At 32.7% G+C, this 24,367-nt stretch carries 14 protein-coding genes and 1 pseudogene; 11 read left to right on the top strand and 4 right to left on the bottom strand.

From position 1 onward, the window contains the following. Positions 1 to 124 precede the first annotated feature (124 nt). Together G9F70_RS22185 and G9F70_RS22180 are read left to right on the top strand one after the other, a co-directional pair. Positions 125 to 805 carry a response regulator transcription factor gene (locus G9F70_RS22185; protein WP_164946670.1) on the top strand — a complete coding sequence of 227 codons (681 nt, stop codon included), beginning with the start codon at positions 125 to 127 and terminating at the stop codon, positions 803 to 805. Between the two features lie 3 nt (positions 806 to 808). After that, complete coding sequence (locus tag G9F70_RS22180) at positions 809 to 2,182, top strand: sensor histidine kinase (RefSeq protein ID WP_164946669.1); 1,374 nt, start codon at positions 809 to 811, stop codon at positions 2,180 to 2,182. A 300-nt stretch (positions 2,183 to 2,482) separates the two neighbouring features. Here the strand turns inward: G9F70_RS22180 and G9F70_RS22175 are convergent, their stop codons facing one another. After that, complete coding sequence (locus G9F70_RS22175) at positions 2,483 to 3,394, bottom strand: transposase (RefSeq protein ID WP_164946668.1); 912 nt, start codon at positions 3,392 to 3,394, stop codon at positions 2,483 to 2,485. Between the two features lie 132 nt (positions 3,395 to 3,526). Then, positions 3,527 to 4,891 (bottom strand): annotated as a pseudogene (locus tag G9F70_RS22170) (sulfite exporter TauE/SafE family protein); the annotation flags it as partial. 313 nt (positions 4,892 to 5,204) lie between these two features. Between G9F70_RS22170 and G9F70_RS22165 the strand changes: the two are divergent. The 7 genes from G9F70_RS22165 (at position 5,205) to G9F70_RS22135 (ending at position 13,714) form a co-directional block, all read left to right on the top strand. Next, positions 5,205 to 6,176, top strand: coding sequence for a serine hydrolase (locus G9F70_RS22165; protein ID WP_164946666.1), 972 nt, complete (start codon positions 5,205 to 5,207; stop codon positions 6,174 to 6,176). Between the two features lie 261 nt (positions 6,177 to 6,437). Then, positions 6,438 to 6,677, top strand: coding sequence for a ferrous iron transport protein A (locus G9F70_RS22160; protein ID WP_164946665.1), 240 nt, complete (start codon positions 6,438 to 6,440; stop codon positions 6,675 to 6,677). A 67-nt stretch (positions 6,678 to 6,744) separates the two neighbouring features. Next, positions 6,745 to 7,503 carry a FeoB small GTPase domain-containing protein gene (locus tag G9F70_RS27350; protein WP_164946664.1) on the top strand — a complete coding sequence of 253 codons (759 nt, stop codon included), beginning with the start codon at positions 6,745 to 6,747 and terminating at the stop codon, positions 7,501 to 7,503. 74 nt (positions 7,504 to 7,577) lie between these two features. Further along, on the top strand, positions 7,578 to 8,966 hold the full coding sequence (locus G9F70_RS27345) for a nucleoside recognition domain-containing protein (RefSeq protein ID WP_224617738.1): 1,389 nt from the start codon (positions 7,578 to 7,580) through the stop codon (positions 8,964 to 8,966). 263 nt (positions 8,967 to 9,229) lie between these two features. Beyond that, on the top strand, positions 9,230 to 10,132 hold the full coding sequence (locus G9F70_RS22145) for a Druantia anti-phage system protein DruA (RefSeq protein ID WP_164948080.1): 903 nt from the start codon (positions 9,230 to 9,232) through the stop codon (positions 10,130 to 10,132). Beyond that, on the top strand, positions 10,125 to 11,642 hold the full coding sequence (locus G9F70_RS22140; protein ID WP_164948081.1) for a transposase family protein: 1,518 nt from the start codon (positions 10,125 to 10,127) through the stop codon (positions 11,640 to 11,642). Before G9F70_RS22145 ends, G9F70_RS22140 begins: the two co-directional genes overlap by 8 nt. A gap of 347 nt (positions 11,643 to 11,989) precedes the next feature. Next, complete coding sequence (locus tag G9F70_RS22135; RefSeq protein ID WP_164943932.1) at positions 11,990 to 13,714, top strand: phospho-sugar mutase; 1,725 nt, start codon at positions 11,990 to 11,992, stop codon at positions 13,712 to 13,714. Between the two features lie 432 nt (positions 13,715 to 14,146). Here the strand turns inward: G9F70_RS22135 and G9F70_RS22130 are convergent, their stop codons facing one another. Then, the gene (locus G9F70_RS22130) at positions 14,147 to 14,416 is read right to left on the bottom strand and encodes a late competence development ComFB family protein (protein WP_164943933.1); all 270 of its coding nucleotides are present in this window, start codon (positions 14,414 to 14,416) and stop codon (positions 14,147 to 14,149) included. A 493-nt stretch (positions 14,417 to 14,909) separates the two neighbouring features. Next, entirely contained in the window at positions 14,910 to 16,256 is a 1,347-nt protein-coding gene (locus G9F70_RS22125; protein WP_164943934.1) for a TIGR00366 family protein, read from the bottom strand. Between the two features lie 450 nt (positions 16,257 to 16,706). Between G9F70_RS22125 and G9F70_RS22120 the strand changes: the two genes are divergently transcribed. Further along, a complete protein-coding gene (locus tag G9F70_RS22120; RefSeq protein WP_164943935.1) occupies positions 16,707 to 20,408 on the top strand; it encodes a PD-(D/E)XK nuclease family protein in 3,702 nt (1,233 codons plus the stop codon). Further along, entirely contained in the window at positions 20,408 to 24,358 is a 3,951-nt protein-coding gene (gene addA, locus G9F70_RS22115) for a helicase-exonuclease AddAB subunit AddA (RefSeq protein WP_164943936.1), read from the top strand. Before G9F70_RS22120 ends, addA begins: the two co-directional genes overlap by 1 nt. Positions 24,359 to 24,367 lie beyond the last annotated feature (9 nt).

The raw sequence follows: 24,367 nt of genomic DNA, 5'->3' as shown, positions 1-24,367 counted from the left end.
AAGATGAAAAGAATATATATTCATATTCTATGCTAAATATTATGGGAATATAATCCTGAGAGAAAATTATAGATGAATAGCTTGGGGACGGTTAACAATTAATTTAAACAAAGGAGAATTAAACATGGACAATATATTAATTATTGAAGATGAGGAAAAGGTTTCAGAAATACTAAAAGCATATCTTGAAAAAGCTGGATATGGGGTTTATTGTACTACAAAGGGTATGGAAGGAATAAAACTTTTCGAGAAAATACCATTCAGCTTAGTTATATTGGATTTAATGCTACCAGACATAGCTGGTGAAGAGGTGTGTAGTATTTTTAGAAAAATTTCCGAAGTCCACATATTTATGCTTACAGCAAAGAGTACATTAGATGATAGGATAGAAGGATTAAACCTTGGAGCAGATGAGTATCTAATTAAGCCTTTCAGTCCACGAGAACTAACTGCAAGAGTAAATGCATTATTTAGAAGGCTTAATGTACATGAGTCTGAAACAAAAGTTTATAATAATGGAGATTTAGAAATTAATTATGAGAAAAGGATAGTTAAGGTACGTGGCACAGAAATAGCACTTACACCAAATGAATTTGATATAGTATATATTCTTTCATCTAATGTGGGTAAAGTATTTACTAGGGAACAGCTCATTGAAAGGATTATGGGAATAGATTTTCAAGGATTTGATAGAACAATAGATGTACATATTAAAAATATACGTAAAAAGATAGAAGAGGATAGTAGGAACCCTAAATATATAGTAACCGTAACTAGAATTGGTTATAAATTTGGTGGTGACTAATTTATGCAAAGCATAAGAAAAAGATTAAGTATTATTTTAGTGTGCACCTCTATATTAGTACTTTTCATAGCCACCCTTTTGGTAAACATAGCAATATCAAGGACCTTTGATAAGTATTTAGTGGAAATACAAAATAAGAGGAATACTAGAATAGTAAAATATTTAGAAGAGGTATATAAAAGAACTAATAAGTGGAATGAAACATCAGGAATAGAAATTATGCATGAAGCTTATATGAGTAATTATTGCCTTACACTTAAGGATGAAAATAAAAAGATAGTTTGGGGAATGAATCCAAAGGATATGGCCCAAGATCCAAATGTTAATATGCATGTTAAAAATGAAGGGATTTATACTACAAGCACTTTTCAAATAAAACCTGTAGACAAAATTGTAGGATACGTAGAAATAGGGCAATATGCTCCGGTAATATTATCCCAAGAGGATGTAAATTTCAAAGTTTCAATAAACGAAAGTATTATTTTAAGTGTTATACTTTCAACTTTAATAACAATATTAATTAGTCTGTTTATTTCGAAGCAATTCTCTACTCCTCTTAGGCAGGTTTCAAAAATTTCTGTTCATCTTTCGAATGGAAATTATCACGAAATGTCAAAGGAGAAGAGTAGTATTTTAGAACTTGAAGATTTAAGAAATAGCATAAATACACTGGGAGAAAAGCTTCAACATCAGGATGTACTCAGAAAAAGGCTGATATCAGATATATCTCATGAAGTTAGAACCCCTCTTAATATTCTTCAAAATAATTTTGAAGCTATGATTGATGGTATATTTCCCGTAGACAATGAAAGATTAACTTATCTTAATGAAGAAGTTATTAGATTTGGAAAGCTTTTAGATAGTTTAAATGCCCTGAAAGAGGTAGAAGGAGAAGAGACAGTTCTAAACCTGGAAGAAATATCTTTGAAGGACACTCTAACCTCAGTTGTAAAGGAATTTGAATTAATAACTGAAAATAAAAATCTTAACATGACTTTAGAATGTAATACCAGTAAACAATTTAACATTTTAGGGGACACAGATAAAATAAAACAGGTAATTATTAATTTACTTTCAAATGCAGTTAAGTTTACTAAAGAGCAAGGTGAAATTTCTATCACTTTAAAAGAAACTGATAGAAAAGTAATATTAAAAATAGAAGATACAGGCATTGGCATTAGTGATGAAGACTTACCTTATATATTTGAAAGATTGTATAGAGCAGATAAAAGTAGACATGAAATAGAAGGTATGGGAATAGGATTAACCATTGTAAAAAACATCTTAAACCTTCATAAGGCAAGCATAGATGTTATAAGTAAAGAAGGGAAGGGTTGCGTGGTTACTGTTTATTTTAATAGGTATAGGGACGGTTAACAATTATTTACTCTATTTTTGAGAGGGTATAATTTTTTTAAAAAAAGCTTATACCCTTTAATTTATAAATGCACTTATTAGTAGCTTATTTTAATTATCTTAAGAGTACAGATAAATATTTATTTTGAATGCTTGTCCACTATTAATAAATTAAAAATAAGTATCAACACTTTTAATTTTTTTAGTTAATACAACAGATTATGGAATAGATATGTTTGCTTAAATATTCAAGAAGAATTTTAATGACTAACATCAAATTACATGTTTTAAATTATAAAAAAGCATATAAATAAATACTGACTACGCATAGGATTTAATAAAATCCTCGATAATACTTTCATATTTTTTGTCAGAGCCAATTAATTCAATACCTATGCTACTTAATTTTGATATTCTAGCCTGTGTGATATTACCAAGCACGCCCGATATATCACTGGACTTAAAATTACCCAGGTTCCTCATTAGAACAATTGTTAATGCTTTTGCATGAACAAGCTTTCTACTGTATTTAGTATTAAGTAGAATCTTTGATATACTCATCTTTGAGGCTATAAATTCTATTATATCTTCAGACATGAATTTTCTTACAAGTACATTTCTTCCACTTCTATATTCTGTTTTTTCATCTTGGAATTCAAATTCTTCTTTTAATTTTTCGTCGTCGCATCCAAAAACAAGGCTATAGTAATTTTTTCTTGCAGTATCAAGATCATTACCGAAAAACCCCATGACAAATTCATAATCAACTATGTTGAAAAGGTCACGTCTTTTACCAACATATATTCCCAAACTAGAAAAAGAATATTTTTCAGGACAGTCTTTATATTCACCAATATCTGTAGGATTATTATGTATATATAACGATACGGTCTTCAAATAGTGGTCATTATCAACTATTTTGCTCTTAAACCTATCTTTAAAAAGATGTCCTTCTCTTTTGTACTTTTTATTAAAGTACATTGCATATGAAAAATTTATTCCGTGCATTACTTTTGATATATCTGCTCCATTAGCATCAACCAATAAATGTGCATGGTTATCCATAAGGCAGTACCCGTAAATTTTAACATTAAAAAGTTTTTTATACTTCTTAACAAGCGATAAATACTTTTCCTTATCTTCAGAATTCCTATATAAATCTACCTCGCTGATACTTTTGCACATAATATGAAATATAGCATCAGCTGTTTTTAATCTTGCCTTTCTTGCCATAAAAAATCACCCCTACTCATAAGCTTTTCTTAAAATTATTGCCTAAGGGTGGAGATGATATTCATATTTTTAAGATAATGATTAAATAGTTGTTAACCGTCCCTGTCTGTTTGTTTACTCATTACCACCAGGAGAACAACAACTTCCATCGGATGCTACTGGTGGAACATTACCTGTGGATTTAGAAGTATCTATAGCCCTAACATCATCTACTACCTTAATTACTCCATTTATCATACCCATCCAACAGCTAAAGTTTATATCTTTATCTCCTGGGGTAAAATTTATCACATTTTCACCGGATGCTAATTTCTTTTCTACATTTAAAGAAGGTGCCACAATTGAATTATTACAGGAGGTGAGTAGCTCTCCATTTATTATCCACTTAACAGGTACATTCTTTTGTACATAAAATACATTAGGAGTGTATCCATCAGCATTAGCAGTCATTTTTATTACTTGAACTCCATTTTCAATAGTGGCTTTTGAACCATTTGTAGGAGAAGCCGCCTGCCTAGAAGCAGTATTTACAAAAGCCATAGGTGACAAATTAATACCAGCAAGAGCGAGTCCTCTATTACCCATAATAAGCCCAAGAACAACTATAAGAATTCCTCCGAACTTTACAAGCTGCTTAGTATGATCCTTACTTAAAAGACCAGAAATGGCTCCAAAGCCAAGCATTAGAGGTACTGTTCCAAGCGCAAATATAAACATTGAAGTGGCACCGATTATAGCACTACCTGTTCCAAGGGCATATATTTGCATGGTTTGGAGCGGCCCACAAGGCATAAAACCATTCAAAATACCAACAACAAAAGGAGTCTTTCCACTTTTTTTAATATTACAGGCAGACCAAGGTAATTTTATGTTGAGTTTTCTAAAAAGACTGTAACCAGACATATTCAAACCCATAATAATCATAAAAATTCCAGTCAAAACTTGAAGACTAGCTTTAAAAGTTAAAGTAAGAGAAAAAACAGAGCCTAGAGCTCCAACAATTCCACCAAGAATAGTATAGGATATAACTCTGCCAAGATTATAAAATATAGCAGGTTTTAAAGCCTGAAACTTATTCTTATCTCCTGTTGAAATACTTTGAGATAACATTATGCCACCGCACATACCAACGCAGTGCAGGGCGGTGAAAATACCTACTATAAATAAAACGAAATAGGAAGCATTCTTAAGCTTAGAATCCATGTCAAAGCTATTTCCAGCCTTACTTAAAAGAAAAATTGCAAGAACTATTATTAGGAGGCCAATAAGTTTTAAATTACCAGAAGTCTCGTTACTATAGCCAAGTTTTGAGATTTTTTCTTTAATTTGTACAATGTCGCAGATTTCATCGTCATACTCTAAAAATACACTTTCGCTTTTGTAATCACCTAATACATTAGTAACTCCAGATATATTCATTAATGCCTTTTCAATTCTTTTTTCACAGGAATTACAGGTCATATTGTAAACTTTGATTTTTTGTTTTTTATTACTCATACTACACCTTTTTTTTTAATAATAATAACTAATTTAAATTATAAGCACCTGGCATGAAGATTTTATGAAGATGAAAGTAGTAATAATTTTATTTTTTTAAATATATATAATTGTTAACCGTCCCCATCCTTATATATACATAATTGTTAACCGTACCCAAGTTTATAAAGGTGAGAAAATAAGTTCATAGATTGTTAACAAAATTGTCATTAAAACGACATATAATTAGTATATTTTTATAGTAAAAGAATTTTAAAGAGATAACAATAATAATGGACATCTTTAACAGCGTAGTACAAGGGGGAATGGTCAGATGAAAGGTAAGGAAATTGTCATTTCCATAGCAATAATAATAGCACTCGTTGCAACGACTTACTTAAGCAAACAGCCGGTAGGGGCCAGCAGAAGTATTGCTACGCTTCATTATATTTCTACCAATAATAAAAGTAATAATTATGGAATATCCAAACCCATATCTAAAATTGACTATGGAGATCTAGATTATAAACAATCATTAGACTACAATCAAATCAAGGTAGAAGAAAATTCTAAGAAACAGGCTCAGTTAAAGGACTTAGAAAAGGGGATTAGAACATTTTTAGGAAGCAATATAAATAAAGTTGGATTGGTTTACTATGACATAGAGTCTGAAAATTTTATTGAAATAAATCAAGACAAGCAGTTTGTAGCAGCTAGCACAATAAAAGTACCTATAAATATGCTTATGTATGATATGATTCAAGAAGGAAAAATTGATATAAATGAAAAATTAATATTTAAAGAATGCGATTATGAAGAGGGTGCAGGAGAACTTCAAGGAACAGATTTAAGTAAACCTATTGAACTCAAGACCTTAAGTGACTATTCAATAATTTATTCGGACAATATAGCTATAAATATGATTTTAAGAAAAGTCGGCGATGAAAATAAATGTAAGTATATCGAAAAAATCGTTGGGCATCCTACAGTGCATAGTGAAAATAATACTACACCAAAGGATTCTTTTAAAATTTTAGAGAAATTATATTTAAATCTTGATAATAATAAATACTATAGTGATTTGATTGAAACCATGAAAAAAACAGACTACCATGATAGGATAGATAAGTACATTCCGAAGGGAATTGTAGCTCATAAAATAGGTGACTTTGGTGAGTGTGTAAATGATATTGCCATTGTAAGTAAGGATGATCCATACATTCTTGTGGTTTTTACAGAGGAACTTCCAAATGCAGATGAAACTATTGCACAAGTATCCAAGATGATATATGACGCTCAAAAATAATAAGTGGACAGATACACCAAGTAAATTGTGAAATTAAATATAGATTTCACATACAACTTAAGTAAAAATATAAGAGATATATTTTGTTATCTCAAAAAAGTATATACTATGTAAATTAATTTACATAGTATATACTTTTTTTATTTTAAGTGTCGATTTTACCTTTAATCTCATAATATAAAGCAAGGGCACATTTTAATAAATATACTACCATCTTTATCCTGTGCCTAGATACCTTATATTAGTAAAGTAGGTGAAAAAATGGAGAATAGAACAGCTAAATTAACAGACATTGCTGTAGGCAAAAAAGTCGAAGTAGTAGAATTGATTTCAAAAGGCTTATCAAGACAACGAATGCTTGATTTAGGTATAGTGCCAAACACTATTATACATGTACTTAGGCAGAGTCCCTTTGGAGATCCTACCGCCTATCTCATAAGAGATACTTGCATTGCACTAAGAGAAGAAGAGGCAAAAAACATTATGGTGAGACACATATAGTGCAGCTCTGAAATGATAAAAATTGTTTGCTGAAATATACCAAAAGCAATAGAAAGGGAGAAGAAATATGGGGCTAACTCACACTTCTAGTACTAAGCAAGGGCTAAAGGACCTGTTTAATATAGAAAAGACAAAGGAAGAGGATTACGTAATTGCACTTGCAGGAAATCCAAATACAGGTAAAAGCACAGTTTTCAATGCACTAACGGGACTTCATCAGCATACAGGAAATTGGCCAGGCAAAACTGTAGTAAACTCTCAAGGGAAATATGCCCATAAGGATAAAGAGTTTATTATTGTGGATTTACCAGGCACTTATTCTCTTCTCGCAAGTTCTGTAGAAGAAATAGTCGCTAGAGACTTCATATGTTTTGGAAAGCCAGATGTAACAGTGGTGGTTCTGGATGCCACCTGTATTGAGAGAAATTTAAATTTACTTTTGCAGGTTCTTGAGATTACGGGTAATGTAGTGGCTTGTGTAAATCTTATGGATGAGGCTAAAAGCAAAAAGATAAGAATAAATATTGAGGACTTATCAAAAGAATTAGGTATTCCGGTGGTACCAACTACTGCTAGAAGTAATATAGGTATGAATATTTTGAAAGATAGCATATATGATTTATGCACTAATAAAATTCATACCTGTCCATTACAAATTCAATACCCTACAGATATTGAAGAGGAGCTTAAGCAACTCACCCCAATGCTATATTCAATTTTTATGGATGAAATTAACATTAAATGGCTTGCACTAAGACTTTTAGATGGAGATGAATCTCTAATAAATTCTATAGGTAAATTTTTAGATTATGACTTAGGCATCTAAAGAAATAGACTAGTATATTTACTAGTTATTCCTTTGAAGATGCCTACACCAGCAATTAATGGAAGGTGTATTTATTGAACCTAAAGGAAGACATAAATATAAAAGTAGTTCTAGAAAAAACTAAACTTTTTAGAAACAAAAACAATAAGAATGTAAGAGACACAATTGTATCCACCATTTATAAAACAGCAGAGGACATAACTAGAAAAACCGTTACAAAAGACACTGAAAGAATGTTATCGGAGCAAAAGATTGATGACATAGTCACCTCTAAAAAAACTGGTATACCCATAATGATACTAATACTTGCAGTGATATTTTGGCTTACAATTCAGGGAGCAAATTACCCATCACAGCTTATAGCGAAATTCTTATTTTGGATAGAAGCAAAGATTGGATTATTCTTTATATATATTCAAGTTCCCCTTTGGCTAAATAACCTTTTAGTACTAGGTGTATATCGAACTTTTGCATGGGTAGTATCTGTAATGCTTCCACCTATGGCAATATTTTTTCCTATATTTACACTTCTAGAGGATAGTGGATATCTGCCTAGAATATGTTTTAATTTAGACCACGTCTTTAAAAAAGCTTGTTGCCATGGCAAACAGGCACTAACCATGTGTATGGGATTTGGTTGTAATGCTTGTGGCGTAATAGCTTGTAGGATAATTGAATCTCCAAGAGAGAGGCTTATAGCAATAGTAACCAACAATTTTGTGCCCTGTAATGGAAGATTTCCCGCTTTAATAGCACTATCCATGGTGTTTGTAGGTGTGAGTTTTTCCTCAACTACTAGCTCTATTATAGCTGCGCTAATGGTAGTAGTTTTAGTGCTTATAGGTATAGGAATGACATTACTAACATCCTATGCACTATCAAAAACAATACTAAAAGGCATGCCCTCAAGTTTTACCCTAGAGCTACCACCCTATAGAAAACCTCAAGTAGGAAGAGTACTATATACCTCTATAATTGATAGAACCATGTTTGTGCTAGGAAGAGCCATAATTGTAGCTATACCTGCTGGTGCTATAACCTATATTCTTGGAAATGTAATAATCGGAGATATAAGCATACTAGCTCATGTAGCAAATTTTCTAAATCCTTTTGCTAAGGCCATAGGCTTAGACGGTTTTATCTTAATAGCTTTTATTTTAGGGTTTCCAGCAAATGAAATCGTACTTCCTATTCTTTTAATGGCATACCTATCTAAAGGATCCATGCTTCAGTTTGAAAGTATAAGTCAGCTTCGAGAAATTTTGCTTAATAATGGGTGGACTTACTTAACCTTAATAAACACCATGTTATTTTCACTACTACACTTTCCTTGTGCTACAACAATATGGACTATCAAAAAAGAAACAGGTAGTATAAAATGGACAATATTATCTATATTAATGCCAACAGTCATTGCTATAATCATTTGTTTTTGTACTACTCAAATCTATAGAATTTTTTAGCCAGTAAAACTAAGCCAAAAAAAGCATGGGGACATTTAAGAACTTTTTATTATTAATCATCAAAAAACAATGGGGACGGTTAACAACTAATTAAAAATTAATTAGTTGTTAACCGTCCCTATAACAGACCTGAAGCATAAAAATATAGCCCTTGTATATCAAGGGCTATAAGTTTTTTTTTGAAAAACTTTTTCTTAAATGCCCCTGGACAATACTATAGCTCAAATGTTATGATAACATTGGAAAGGTAGGTGGGGCACAATATGGACAAAATTATCATGGCATCCTCCGGACGAAATTTCACTTCTGAAGATATAGAACTTATCAAATGGACAAGAAATAAATATTCTCATTTATCAAGAAGAGAATTAGCAGGCACTGTATGCGAGTTTCTAAACTGGACTACGCCAGCTGGAAGGGCCAAAACACCTCAATGCGTAGCATTTCTAGTGGAGTTAGAAAAAGCTGAAATTATTGAATTGCCACCTGTAATTATTAAGTCAAAAAAAGTATCAGTATCAATAATACCGGACTTTGATATAGATATCACTCCTATAATAGGAGACCTAAAAGATTTTGAGCCAATAAACTTAGAGATTGCAAGAGCCGGAGCCCAATTGAAACTGTGGCGAAAATATGTTAATGATTATCATATGTTAGGAGATAAGCAAGTATTTGGTTCTAGATTATACTATTTTGTTAAAAGTGGAGACAAGAAGCTTGGGTGTCTTCAATTTTCCGCGTCAGCGTGGGCACTTAAATCACGTGATGAATGGATAGGATGGAGTATCGAAGATAAAAATGTAAGACTTCATTTTATACTGAATAACAGTAGATTTTTAATATTTCCTTGGGTTAATATCAAAAATTTAGCAAGTAAAGCGTTAGCTTTATCCATAAAACAAATTCAAAAAGATTGGCTCAGAGAATATTGTTATTCGCCAGTGTTATTAGAGACCTTTGTAGATACCTCTCAATTTGCGGGTACATGTTATAAAGCTTCGAACTGGACATATCTAGGTCATACCAAAGGGCGTGGCAGAATGGACAAAAATACAGAGATGTTATTACCTCCCAAAGCTATCTATATGTATCCACTCCAAAAGGATTTTAAAGATTGTCTTAAGGGACTTAAACCATGCAAGGTGGTGAATCCTGATGAGTAGAGCAGAGGAACGACAGAAAAAAAGGGAACAGGAAAAAGAAGTTAAAAACAAAGAGTTAGAAGCCAAAGGAGTTATTATTTCAAGGCAAGATTATAGAAAGAAAAAAAATATAGCTAATAAAAAATGCAGCTATAACACAGCTGAAGAAGAAATGATGGATAGACAGGAAACCACAGAAGCAGCCTTAAAGGTTTATCGTAGAGTGCTACCATTACTTCTTAAAAGAATGAGTAAAATCAAAGATCCTAGACAAACAAAGAAAATAAAACATAGTTTAACAGTACTTATGATATATGGAATATTCATGTTCGTATACAATGTGTCTTCATTAAGAAATGCCAATAAAGAAATGAGTTTACCAATATTTTTTGATAATATGAATGCTATGTTCCCAGATTTTGAAACTATGCCCCATTCAGATACCTTGAGCAGACTTTTAGAGAAAATAAAGGTGGAAGAAATAGAAGAAAGCATGTTAGTGTTATTTGAAGAACTTGTTAAAAAGAAGAAATTTAAAAATCATTTAATAAATAAAAGATATGTCATAGCCATAGATGGTACTCAAAAATTCATGAGAAATGAAAAATGGTCACAGGAATGTTTGGAGCGTCATGTTGGTAAAGAAAAACAAGAACAATTCTATGTATACGTTTTAGAGTCAGTGGTTATTTTTAATAATGGAATAACTTTGCCATTAATGAGCGAATTTTTAAACAATGAGGAGTATAAAGATGTTAGCGCTGATAAACAAGACTGTGAACGCAAAGCTTTTTATCGGTTTTCTAAAAAAGTAAAGGCAAGGTTTCCAAAACTCAAAATTACAGTAACAATGGATGGTCTTTATGCTTGTGGACCTGTAATAAAAATCTGCCGTGATTATGGATGGGACTTTATGCTTGTATTCAAGGAAGGATCAATGAGAAATACTTGGAAAGAAATGATGGGACTTATAAGGCTTACTCCTGAGAATACAATTAAGTATAATTATGAATCTAGAAATCAGGTTTATAGGTGGATTAATGATGTTGAGTATACATATGGTGATAACGGCAGAAGCAAAACAATGCTACACGCAGTAACTTGCAAAGAGACTTGGGAAGAAACAAGCAGAACTACTGGTAAAACTGAACTAAAATCAGCTAGATATGTATGGATATCTGGTAAAGAGCTTACTAAAAGTAATGTAGAAAATCGGTGTATTAAGATCGGACGCTATCGATGGAAAATTGAAAATAATTTTCTTGTGGTGAAACATCAAGGATATCAATATGAACACTGCTTTTCCTACAATTGGAATGCTATGGTTGGATTTCACCATCTTATGAAAATAGGTAGATTCATAAATGTGTTACTTGTAAACAGTGAATTTCTAGCAAAAAAGGTTATGCAGCTAGGCATAAGAGGATTAATAACTTTTATTTTCAAAGCATGTACAGGAGATATTCTTAATAAAATACGCCTGTCGGCAATAGCAAAAGACAATAGGTACCAGTGGAGACTAGTAGATTAGTTGGTAATGAAATTTTCATTATTGATTAAGGGCGTATGCCCTTGGTGATTAGTATGAATTTAATGTATGTAAATATTTATAGTGCTCTTTAGCGAGGGTCTTTTTGGCGTTCAGTTTATTACCAAAAGTGAACTATGAAAATGAATTGAAGCTTATTTTATCAGCAATATTATATAAAAAAATCTGCGAATCACAAATAGTAATAGTAATTTATAATTTTAAGTTAAATTACTGCTTCAAAAAAAATCATGCTTCAGCTCTGTCCCTATAAAAGTCTTGTTTAAAAAACTTAGATAATAATGTATAATGTTATATAATATTAATGATTTGGAAAGGTGTGAGTTAAGATGACTTATATGAAAAAATATGAAGAATGGTTAAACAATGAATACTTTGATGAAAAAACTAGAGAAGAATTAAGGTCAATAGCAGAAGACCCTAAAGAAATTCAAGATAGGTTTTACATGGATTTAGAGTTTGGAACTGCGGGTCTAAGAGGGAAATTAGGCGCAGGACTTAACCGAATGAACATATATATTATTTCAAGAGCGACTCAAGGACTTGCAGATTATATTAAAGGTTATGGCAAAGAGTATATGGATAGGGGCGTAGCTATAGCATACGACTGTAGACATTTTTCCGAGGAATTTGCAGCTACAGCAGCACAAGTTTTAGCAGCGAATGGAATAAAAGCTTATTTATTTGAGCAGCTAAGACCTACTCCAGAATTATCTTATGCAGTAAGAAGATTACATACTGCATCAGGAATCGTAGTAACTGCCAGCCATAATCCTCGTGAATACAATGGATACAAAGTATATTGGGAAGATGGTGCGCAAATTTTGTCATCAATAGCTACGGATATAACAAAAAAAATTCAGAGTATTTCAGACTTTAGTGCTATAAAGTTTATGGATATGTCAGAGGCTAAGGAAAAAGGCTTAATAGTAATGCTTGGAAAAGCCATGGATGATGAGTACTTTGAAAAAGTAAAAGGTTTAGCTATAAGAGAAGACATAGATAAAGATATAAAAATTGTTTACACACCTCTAAACGGAACAGGAAATGTACCTGTAAGGCGCGTACTAAAGGAACGAGGATTTACAAATATAATAGTGGTACCAGAACAAGAAAATCCAGATCCAGATTTTACCACAGTTGGATATCCAAATCCAGAGGATGTAAAAGCCTTTAAATATGCCAAGGCTCTTGGGAAAAAAGAAGCAGCAGAGTTACTTATAGCTACAGACCCAGATTGTGATAGACTTGCCATAATGGTTAGAGATAAAGATGGTGAATATGTTGCATTTAATGGTAATCAAACAGGAGCAATACTCATAAAATATGTAGTAGAGGGAATGAAGGAAAAAGGAACACTTCCAAAGAACGCAGCCATAGTAAAATCCATAGTAACAGGGGATTTAGGCAAGGCTATAGCGAAAAAATACGGTGTAGAAACCTTTGAAGTACTAACAGGTTTCAAAAACATTTGTGGTAAAATTCCTGATTTTAAGAGGGACAATAGCAATGAATTTATCTTTGGATATGAAGAAAGCATTGGATATGTTGCTGGTACTTTCGTTCGTGACAAAGATGGGGTAATATCTTCCATGCTTTTATGTGAAGCAGCAGCCTATTATAAATCTCAAGGGAAAACTCTAATAGATATACTAAATGAGATTTACGAGGAATTTGGGTATTATAGAGAAAATCTAATATCTATAGTTTTAGAAGGTATAGAAGGACAAAAAAGAATTTCTAGAATGATGGAAGAATACAGAAAAGATAATCCAAAGACTTTAGGCGGAGCAAAGCTAGTTAAATACATTGATTACGAAATAGAAAAATCTTATGATATAACTCTCGGCACAGAGCAGTCTAGTGGAATTCCAGTATCTAATGTACTTAAATTCTATTTTGAGGATGAGAGTTGGTATGCTGTAAGGCCTTCAGGTACAGAACCAAAAATTAAAATATACATGTATTCTAAGGGGAAAACTTTAGAAATAGCAGAAAATAAACTAGCAGAAATGAAAGAGATAATCATAAGAAAACTTCAAAGCACAAAATAAACATACTAAAGGGATGAAATTTCTCCTACGTGCTTTGCAAACGAACTAAAAACAAGAAATTCCATTAAGTAATTCTAATCTTTTGCTCATATAAAATTCTCTAGCGCTCAAACTCGGCGTCCTGCCTCGGTTTCGCTAGCCTGCCGTCCTGGCAGGCTTACGAGAATTTTATATTCGCAAAAGAAGAATTTCTAAATGGAATTTAATAGTTTCAGCGTCTCGTATTGAAAATCACTTCGGAGAGATTTCATACTCATTATAAACTATTTATACTATCACTATATGCTTTCAACTTAATGATCAAGTACACAAAAATACCCTATAAAGCAGGCCTTAAGTGTCCACTTTATAGGGTGTTTTTTATGAAATTGTTTATGAAGAGTTAAAATCGATTTTTATGTAAACATTTACCTAAACCACTATCAGAACTATCTAATGCTTCGGATTAGCAGATACTACATCAATAGCTTTTGTAATAGCCATGACAACATTAATTTGTTCCTGCTTGTCAACCTCATTTAGTGCTTTAGTATATATTTCACCTTGCTCAGAAACAATATATTTTGTGGACAAGGCATTTAATGATAAAGCCTTAATATCCAATTTACACTTTTCACATTTGCAAATAGTATCATGTCTTTGTAATATCTCTTCTAACAGTACGCTTACTTCAGTTTCAGAAAAATTTTTTAAATTATACATTATAATCCTCCTAGTACTTTTATTGCTAGATAACGTGATGTACAAATTATAGCACACATGTTAAAGATTTTACATATAAAATCTTGCATATTTTATTTATTTGTCTAATGCATTTTCCTGTAGTTTATTTCCATAAGGCGTTATTCTTATTGTTATTAGCTTGACTGTTTGTCATTTATATAAATATATCTTTAGATTTAAATTATTACATTTATTTATAAAAAGGTTATAGCTTCTTATATAGGAACAAGTGCTGGAACAGGAAGACTTATTGAAATTCATAAAGATACAACAGTTGAAGAAGTTAGATCAACTACTGCTGCGGAACTCATAATATCAGAAAATCTAAAAATAATGGATGTATAGATAATAAATTGTACGCAAAAAGCGGATTCCTGAGAGTCCGCTTTTGTATTTTCAGAAAAAAAGTGTCTACCTCTAGGAATTACTTTCTAGAGGTAGACAGTAGCTTAGCTATTATAATGAAAACTTCTTAAAAAAGGAATAATCCTAGTCCAATAATAACACCTGAGCACAACAAGTCAACTATACAAAAACCCATTACATCCTTAGCGCTGAGTCCAGCAATTCCAAGAGCAGGTAATGCCCAGAAAGGTTGAATCATGTTAGTCCATGCATCTCCCCAAGCAATAGCCATAGCAGTTTTCGCAGCAGGTACACCTAAAGCTGCACCAGCAGGCATCATAATAGGAGCTTGGACAGCCCATTGGCCACCACCAGATGGTACAAAGAAGTTAACAAGTCCTGCACTTAAGAAAGTAAAGAGCGGGAAGGTATGTTGATTAGATATACTAACAAAAGAAGTAGACATAACTCCTGCAAGAGAAATACCAGAAGCACTTGCACCTACCATCATACCCATAATACCTGCATAGAATGGAAATTGAAGTATAATTCCAGCAGCTCCTTTAGCAGCATCTGTAATTGCACCAACAAATCTTCTAGGAGTTTTATGAAGAGCAACTCCAAGGAATAAGAAAATAGCATTAACAATGTTTAAATCAAGGCTACCACCTTTAATAAAGTAATAAATAATATAAGTGAAGCCCATAAGTGATAATAACATTGAGATAATAGTACTATTCTCAAGTTTATCAGCAGGAGTCATTTCTCCTTTAGACATTATCACTACTGGTTCTTCCACCAAAAGATTTGGATCTATAGTAACAGTATTATCCTTATTAGGATGCATAGCTTTATTTACAAGAGGTAATGTTATTAAAAGTACAGCTAATATAATTAAATTAAAACCTGAAAACAATGTAGCACTGGTAGGTATAGCTGTAGTAACTGCGCCTGCAGTGGCTTTTGCTACGTCAGCACCACCCCCAGCAACTACTAGTGGTATAGAACCAGAAAGACCAGCATGCCATACTAAAAAGCCGGAATAAGCAGAAGCTATTAAAAGTCTATAATCTACACCTTTAACTTCTTTAGCGAGTTCTTTAGCAAAAATAGCTCCAATAACTAGACCAAAACCCCAGTTAATCCAACAAGCTACAGTAGAAATAAGAGTAACAAGAACAATTGCTTGAGTTGGTGATTTAGGTATTTTTGCAAGAGTTTTAAGGCCCTTTTTAAAAGATGGTGCATTGGCAAGCGCGTGGCCTGTAACTAATACTAATGCCATTTGCATTGAAAAAGAAAGAAGAGTCCATAAGCCCTTGCTCCAGTGAACAGTCATAGCTAAGGGACTTTGACCAGTAAGTACTATCCCTAAAATCAATACAAAGAATGTTAGAAGCACAGCAAATATAAATGGATCTGGCAAATACTTTTGGACAAGATTAACGCAACCATTTGTGAATTTCTTAAACATTTTAATTCCTCTCCTTTAATATTGTTAAATTTTTAATAATGTTATGAAAACGCGAAGCATAAATCTTAGGTATTATATTAGTATTCGAATATAAGAACAATAATTTATATAATTCTCATATTACAATGCCAAGGCCAATAAAAATAAAATATATGAATATAAAATTCAATATATTCATTGGAATTAATACATAATTTACACTAATGTGTAAATTTATAAGATTTATATATACTATTATTCTATATTAAAATACAAATACCTGCATATTTGTTAAAGAAATATTAATATATATGTAAAATTATGTGTTTAAACGTCAGGGGTTACTATGATTAACATGTTATAATATAATAACGATAATGGGAATTGCTCGAGAAAATGCATTTATTATGGTAAAATTATACACGGTATAGTATATGTGACTAAGGCCTAAAAAAGAAGGGATGTGTTTTTGTGAGTTTAAGATTTATATACGGAGGAGCTGGCAAGGGAAAAAGTACCTTCTGTTTAGAAGATATAAAAGATAGAAGTGTTGAAGAGCGTGAACTGCCCCTGGTACTTTTAGTACCAGAACAATTCTCTTTCCAAGCTGAAAAAAATCTTATAAAAGTAGTTGGATCTACAGGAATAAAAAATATCCAAGTACTTAGTTTTAATAGGTTAGCTTACAAAGTATTTAGTGAGGTTGGAGGTATAACTCGCACACCTATGGACACCTCAGGAAAAGCAATGCTTATTCATAGCATAATGCAAAAAAAACAAGAGAAATTTAAAGTATTTAGTGCAGCATCAAGGCAAAAAGGCTTTGTAGATAATGTAGCTAGTGCTATCACAGAATTTAAAAAATATGGAATTTCTGTGGAAGATTTAAATGTTGTAAAAGAAAATTTAGGGGAAAATCCCTTATTAATAGATAAAATAACTGATTTATCACTTATATATGGAGAATTTGATGATATTTTAAGTCAAAACTATGTAGACCCTGATGACGATTTAACCCGTTTATATAGTGCCCTTGATGAATGTAATATTTTTGATGGCTGCGAGTTTTGGTTAGATGAGTTTACAGGCTTTACACCGCAACAATATGGAATAATAGAAAAGCTATATAAAAAGGCTAAAAGGGTAAATATAACCTTGCCACTAAAAAGCTCAGAGCATTCAAAAGGTATGGATGAGGCAGATGCCTTTTATTCTATAAAATTTACAGAAGACAAACTTTTAAAAATAGCTGAGGAAACTGGAACAACTTTTGATGCGCCTATAGAGTTACAAGAAAATAAGGAGCATAAATTTAAAGATAATGCGGAGCTTTCTTTTCTAGAAAAAAATTATTTTGCTTTCCCATACACTGCATCCACTGAAAAGTGTAAAAATATAAGGGTGTTTAAAGCTCTAAATGCCTATTCCGAAATAGAACATGTGGCAAAAGATATCTTGAGACTATGCCGCGATGAACATATAAGATTTAATAAAATTGCAGTGGTAACCAGAGATTTACCATCCTATGAAAAGTTAATTAAAGCAATATTTACAGAATACAATATCCCTTTATTTATAGATAAGAAAAAAGATATAACAAGTAATCCTCTAATTGTGTTAATAACATCAACTGTTGAGATTTTCACTAAGAACTTTAGTTATGAATCAGTGTTTCGATATCTTAAAACAGGCTTACTGGATATAGAAGTGGAAAATATAGATATATTAGAAAACTTCGTAATACAAACAGGCATAAAGGGCAAAAAAAAATGGACAGAAGTCGCACTATGGCAAGAAAAAATAGAATATTATTTTAGAGATTATTATGATAAAAGCGCAGCTGCGACGGAGCTACAGAAAAACATAGAAGAGGTCGAAACTGACGAGAATCAACAATATCAAGAACATCAAAACCCAGAAATAAATATAGAAACCCCAGTCACCAAAGAAGCCCAGGAAGCTGAAAAAATAGAAGCTACCATTAAAATTCTTAATGATACAAGAGACGCCTTCATAAAGCCACTACTAGCATTAAATGAAAAATTAAAGGGTAAAAACACAACTATAAAAATCTGCACCGCCCTATTTGAATTCCTAGAATCAATAAAGGTATATAAAACTCTAGAGCAGTGGATAAAGAATTTCAAAAATCAAGGTGCTCAAGAGCAGGTGATAGAGTACGGCAAAATATGGAACCTAGTTATGGAACTATTAGATCAGATGGTAGAGGTCCTAGGATGCGAGACTCTATCCTTAGAAGAGTTTGTAAAGATCCTATCCATAGGCTTTAGCAAACATCAAATGGGACTTATTCCACCAGCGCTAGATGGTGTTTCTATCACTAGCCTAGACCGCATAAAAAGTCATGATATAAATGCCCTATACATTATAGGCGTAAATGATGGAGTGTTCCCAAAGGCAAATAAGGAGGAGGGGATATTCACAGACAGTGACAGATTAATTTTAAAAGAAAATGGAGTAGAAATGGCAAATGACACAAAAACTGAGATGTTCAATGAGCAGTACTTAATTTATGCTACCATAACTATACCCAGTAAATATTTAAATATAAGCTATCCCATAGGAGATTATGAAGGCAAAACCCTAAGACCTTCTATTATAATATCTAGATTTAAAGCATTATTTAAGGCACTGGTAGAACAAAGCAATATAACGCAGTATAGTGACGACCTGCATGAAATACACAATGCGCAGGATATGCAAGATGCTCATGAAATGTCAGAGGTGTGTGCTAAAGTTCCCACTTTTAATGGTTTAATCTTTGCTCTTAGAAAATATTTAGAGACTGGGTATATATCGGAACTTTGGGTTAAAGTTTATAAGTGGTATCAAAAAGAAGCAGAATGGAAAGAAAAGAGTAACAGCATGTTTAAAGGCTTTGACTATAAGAATGAAGTGAAAATGCTAGAAAAAGAAAAAGTAAAACTACTTTATGGAGATAAAAACTATTTTAGCGTATCTAGAATAGAAAAATATGAAGAGTGTCCCTTTGCATATTTTGTGCAATATGGATTAAAAGCAAAAGAAAGAAAAACTTTTACTTTTTCTTCGCCGGACTTAGGTAGTTTTATGCACAGTGTGCTTGACAATTTTTCAAAGCTTGTGGATAAAAGCAAAATAAAATGGGCGGATCTTGATAAGACATGGTGCGAGGCAAATATAGCAACCATTGTAGAAGCGGAAGCAGACCTCGGCATAAGTGGTTATATATTAAACAGTACCCCAAGGTATAAGTATTTTACTGAGAGATTAAAAAGAGTTTTAAAGCGGACCATCTTTGTCATAGTTGAGCAAATGAAAAATAGTGGTTTTGAACCTTTTGGATATGAAGTATCCTTTGGCTTTAATGATGGAGATTATCCACCGATACAAATAGAACTATCCACAGGAGAAACCGTAAATTTAGTGGGCAGAATAGATAGGGTAGATAAATTAATAAATGAGGGAGAAGAATTCTACAGAATAGTAGATTATAAATCCGGAAATAAGGATTTTAAGCTATCGGATGTATATTACGGACTTCAAATACAGCTATTGACTTATTTAGACGCAATGCTTACAAATGAGATAGCTTTTTCTAAAGAAAGTTCTCTTTCTAAGGAAACAATTTTCCCAGCGGGTATACTGTATTTTAAAATAGATGACCCAGTAATAAAAGCTAAAAATAATTTAGATGAAGAGGAGCTAGAAAAAGCCATAATGAAGGCTTTAAAAATGAAGGGCCTACTGCTAGCAGATACTAAGATAATTAGGGAAATGGATAGAAATATTCAAGGGGCATCACTAGTTGTTCCAGCCTCTATTAAGAAAGATGGCGAACTGGGCTCAAGGTCATCCGTGGCGACTAAAGAGCAATTTGAGATGCTGCTAAAACATGTAAAGGAAAATCTGGTATGCACCTGCGAGGAAATGTTAAGTGGGGAAATAGACATAAAACCCTACAAGAAAAAGGATATTACTCCTTGTGCTTATTGTGAATACTCAGCTATTTGTCAATTTGATTCCACATTAAAGGAAAATACCTATAAAATAATAAAGGATAAAAAGGACCAGGAAATCTGGGAACTTTTAGCGAATGAATCTGAAAAGGAATCACAGGAAGAATCGCAACTAAATAGTGTAAATACCCAAGAGATGGGAGTGGAAGATTAATGGATAAGGATACAAGTGAAATTAAGCAAGTAGAAAAAAAGGTTTCATGGACGGAGGATCAACAAAAGGCTATAACAATTCGTGATTGTAATATTCTAGTAGCAGCAGCTGCGGGTTCCGGAAAAACTGCAGTGCTAGTGGAGAGAATAATAAAAATAGTAACAGATGAAGAGCGGCCAACAGATATTGATAAGCTTCTAGTAGTTACATTTACAAATGCAGCTGCGTCAGAGATGAGAGAGAGAATAGCGCAAGCGATCTCAAAGGAACTTCATAAAAATCCAAAAAGTAAGTTACTGCAAAGACAACTTACACTATTAAATAAATCTAGCATTACAACTATTCACTCTTTTTGTCTTGAGGTTATTAGAAACAATTTTCATATAGTAGATCTAGACCCTAATTTTCGAATAGCTGACACCACAGAAGCAGTACTTTTAAAGCAGGAAGCTCTAGAAGAACTTTTCGAAGAAAGATATGTACCCATTGTTGAAGATCAGATGGACCAAGCAAAAGAGGATAATCAAGAATCGGAGAATGGCCTAGAAGAAAATAGTAGCTCAAAGCCAGTGCAGGCCCCTAGCTTTGAGCAAGAAAATAGTTTCTTAAACCTAGTCGAATCCTATAGCAATAATAAAGAAGACTTAGGTCTTCAAGCTATAGTCTTAAGCCTTTATAATTTTGCTATGAGTTCCACAGATCCAGCAAAATGGCTATTAGATGCAGCAGAGGATTTTAATATTAAAGAAGGTTACAGTCTTAGCGATACCCCTTGGGCCGCAGTTTTAATAGAAGATATTAAAATAGAGCTGCAAGGCATTGAAAAAGTAATGATAAAAGCATTGAAAATCATAGAAGGAAATGAAGCTATAGCATTGTACTTTGAAGTTTTTAAAGGTGATTTGGAAATTATTTCTGACCTTTTATCTGCATCCAAAAACTCATTTAATAATTTGGCAGGGACTATAGAAAATTTAAGTTTCCAAAAGCTACCAAGCATAAAGGCTTGCAAAGACAAGGAAAAACAAAAGGCAGTGCAGGATATAAGAAATAAGGTAAAAAAACAATTACAAGAGCTAGGGCAGCAGGTAATGAACGCAAATTCAGAAACAGCTCTTCAGGATATAAAAAAACTATATCCTCAAATGATGGCATTATCGCAGTTAGTTATAGATTTGGAGGAAAAATATACACAAAAGAAAAAAGAACGCTCCATCATAGATTTCAACGACTTTGAGCATTTTTGTCTTTATATTTTGATGCAAAGGAATGAAAAAGGTGAAGTAGTACTAGGCTTGGACGGAAAACCAGAACCTTCATCTGTAGCCCTGCAACTACGAAATAAATACGAAGAAATTTTGATAGATGAATATCAAGATAGCAACATGGTGCAGGAAACCTTACTCAATATAATTTCAAGAGAAAAAATAGGGGCTCCAAATGTATTTATGGTAGGAGATGTAAAGCAGAGCATATATAGATTTAGGCAGGCAAGACCAGAGCTCTTTTTAGGGAAATATAGTTCTTATGAAAAGGTTGAGGGTGCAAAAACAAGAAAAATAACACTATACAAAAATTTTAGAAGCAGAGAACCAGTTATAAATGCTGTAAATTATATCTTCAAAGGAATAATGTGCAAAAACATTGGAGATCTTGACTATACAGATGAAGAAGCACTAAATCTAGGAGCATTTTTTGAAGAGCTTAAAGAGCCAGGGGTAGTAGGCGGAGCTGTGGAGCTACATCTTATTGAAAAGGATGTTATAGATATCTCCGAGGAAAATGCAGAGGCTGAAGATGAAAATCAGTCAAAGGATTCAGAAGACCAGGACGCTAGCAAAAGCTCAGAGGAAGAAACCCCTACAAATATTCAATTAGAAGCTAGAATTGTGGCAAAGAGAATAAAAGAATTAATGCTACACGATGCATGTAAAGCCTTTAAAATTTATGATAAAAATATCAAAGCTTATAGAAATGTAGATTATAAGGATATTGTAATATTACTTCGTGCCACCTCAAATTGGGCACCTTCATTTTTAGAAGAGTTAAAACTTGAAGGCATACCTGTTTATGCAGATACGGGCACAGGATATTTTAACACCATAGAAATTCAAATAATCATGAGTCTCCTTCAAATTATAGATAACCCAAGACAAGATATCCCTATGCTTTCAGTTTTACGTTCTCCAATAGGCGGGTTTACTTCAGAGGAGCTAGTAGATATAAGAATAGGTCAGAGGGAAATTTCTTTTTATGAGGCAATGGTAAATTTTTCGGATGATAAGGAAACAGAGCAAAATGAATCAATTGCCCAAAAGCTTAATAAATTCCTAAAAAAATTAAATCACTTTAGAGAAATATGTAAGTATATGCCTATTGAAGAATTTATCTGGTATCTATACACAGACACAGGGTATTATGGCTATATAGGAGCCATGCCAGGAGGAGTCCAAAGACAGGCAAATCTAAGAGTGCTTTTCCAAAGGGCTAGGCAATACGCCGAAACTAGCTATAAGGGACTGTTTAATTTTATAAACTTCATAAACAAGCTAAAAATAAGCAGTGGAGATATGGGCAGCGCTAAAACCTTAGGGGAAAATGAAAACGTAGTTAGGATAATGAGTATTCATAAAAGTAAAGGCTTAGAGTTTCCTGTAGTATTTTTAAGTGGTACAGGGAAAAACTTTAACCTAATGGATATAAATAAGAGCATATTATTTCATCATGATTTAGGCTACGGTCCAGATTTTGTGGACCCCTTAAGAAGAATTTCTTACCCTACAGTTTTAAAACAAGCACTAAGAAAGAAAATAAAGATAGAAAGCCTTTCAGAAGAAATGAGAGTGCTATACGTAGCATTTACAAGAGCAAAGGAAAAGCTAATTATAACTGGGTCAATAAAAAACATAGAGAAAAATATAGGAAGAATGAGCTTTAGTTTAGAAGAAAATACTGAAAAGCTTGGAGAATATGAAATTCTAAAAGCAAAAAGCTATTTAGACTGGATAGTACCTTCCGTAATAAGGCACGCAGATGGAAAGATGCTAAGGCAGTTAATTGGAATAGAAGATGATAACGTAAATCTATTGGAGCATCCTGCAAGCTTTCAGGTTAGGCTTTGGAATAGAGATGACATAGTCAAAATACAAGATGCGCAGGAAGAAACCCTTGTGAGTACACAGGAAAAATTAATAATGCTCCAGGAAAAAATCACAGATGAAAAAAAAATGGCAGAGATAGAAAAAAGGCTAGGATTTATTTATAAATATGAAATGTCTACAAAAATGCCCACAGTGCTTACAGTAACGGAGCTAAAAAGAAAAGTTAATGTAGAGCTTGCAGAAGGTACCTCAGAAAATATGTATGTGCCGAAACTTATAAGTAAACCAAGATTTTTAGAGGAACTAAAGGGCTTAACGCCAGCAGAAAAAGGAACAGCTATGCATGCAGTAGTGCAAAGACTAGATTTGAATAAAGTGTCAACCACAAGTGAAATAGAGGTTCAAATCCGAATTTACATTGAAAAACTTTTATTGTCAAAAGAAGAGGGCAAAGCTGTACGGGTACCCAAACTAGTAAAGTTATTTAAAACAGAGCTTGGAGCTAGGATGGTAAAAGCCTATGGGCTTGATCTATTAAAAAGAGAAGTACCTTTCCATATGGAAATTAATTCAACAGACATTTATAAAAATCTTCCCACTGACATATATGGAGAAGAAAAAATAATCCTTCAAGGAATAATCGATTGCTATTTTGAAGAAAATGGAGAAATAATTCTAGTAGATTATAAAACAGACTCAGTAAAAAATGGCGATACGGATGAGTTAATAGAAAGATATAAGCCTCAGCTAGATTATTATGCAAGGGCACTTAGGGCTACTCTTGGAAAAACAGTTAAAGAGAGCTATCTATATTTATTTAGTATAGATAAAGCCTTGCGAGTTAAATAGTGTTTTAAG

Origin of the sequence: Clostridium sp. FP1 (assembly GCF_011065975.2) — a bacterium.
Lineage (GTDB): Bacteria > Bacillota > Clostridia > Clostridiales > Clostridiaceae > Clostridium_AD > Clostridium_AD tagluense.
The sequence above is the reverse complement of the archived record's forward strand: the minus strand, read 5'-3'. Positions and strand labels throughout refer to the sequence as shown.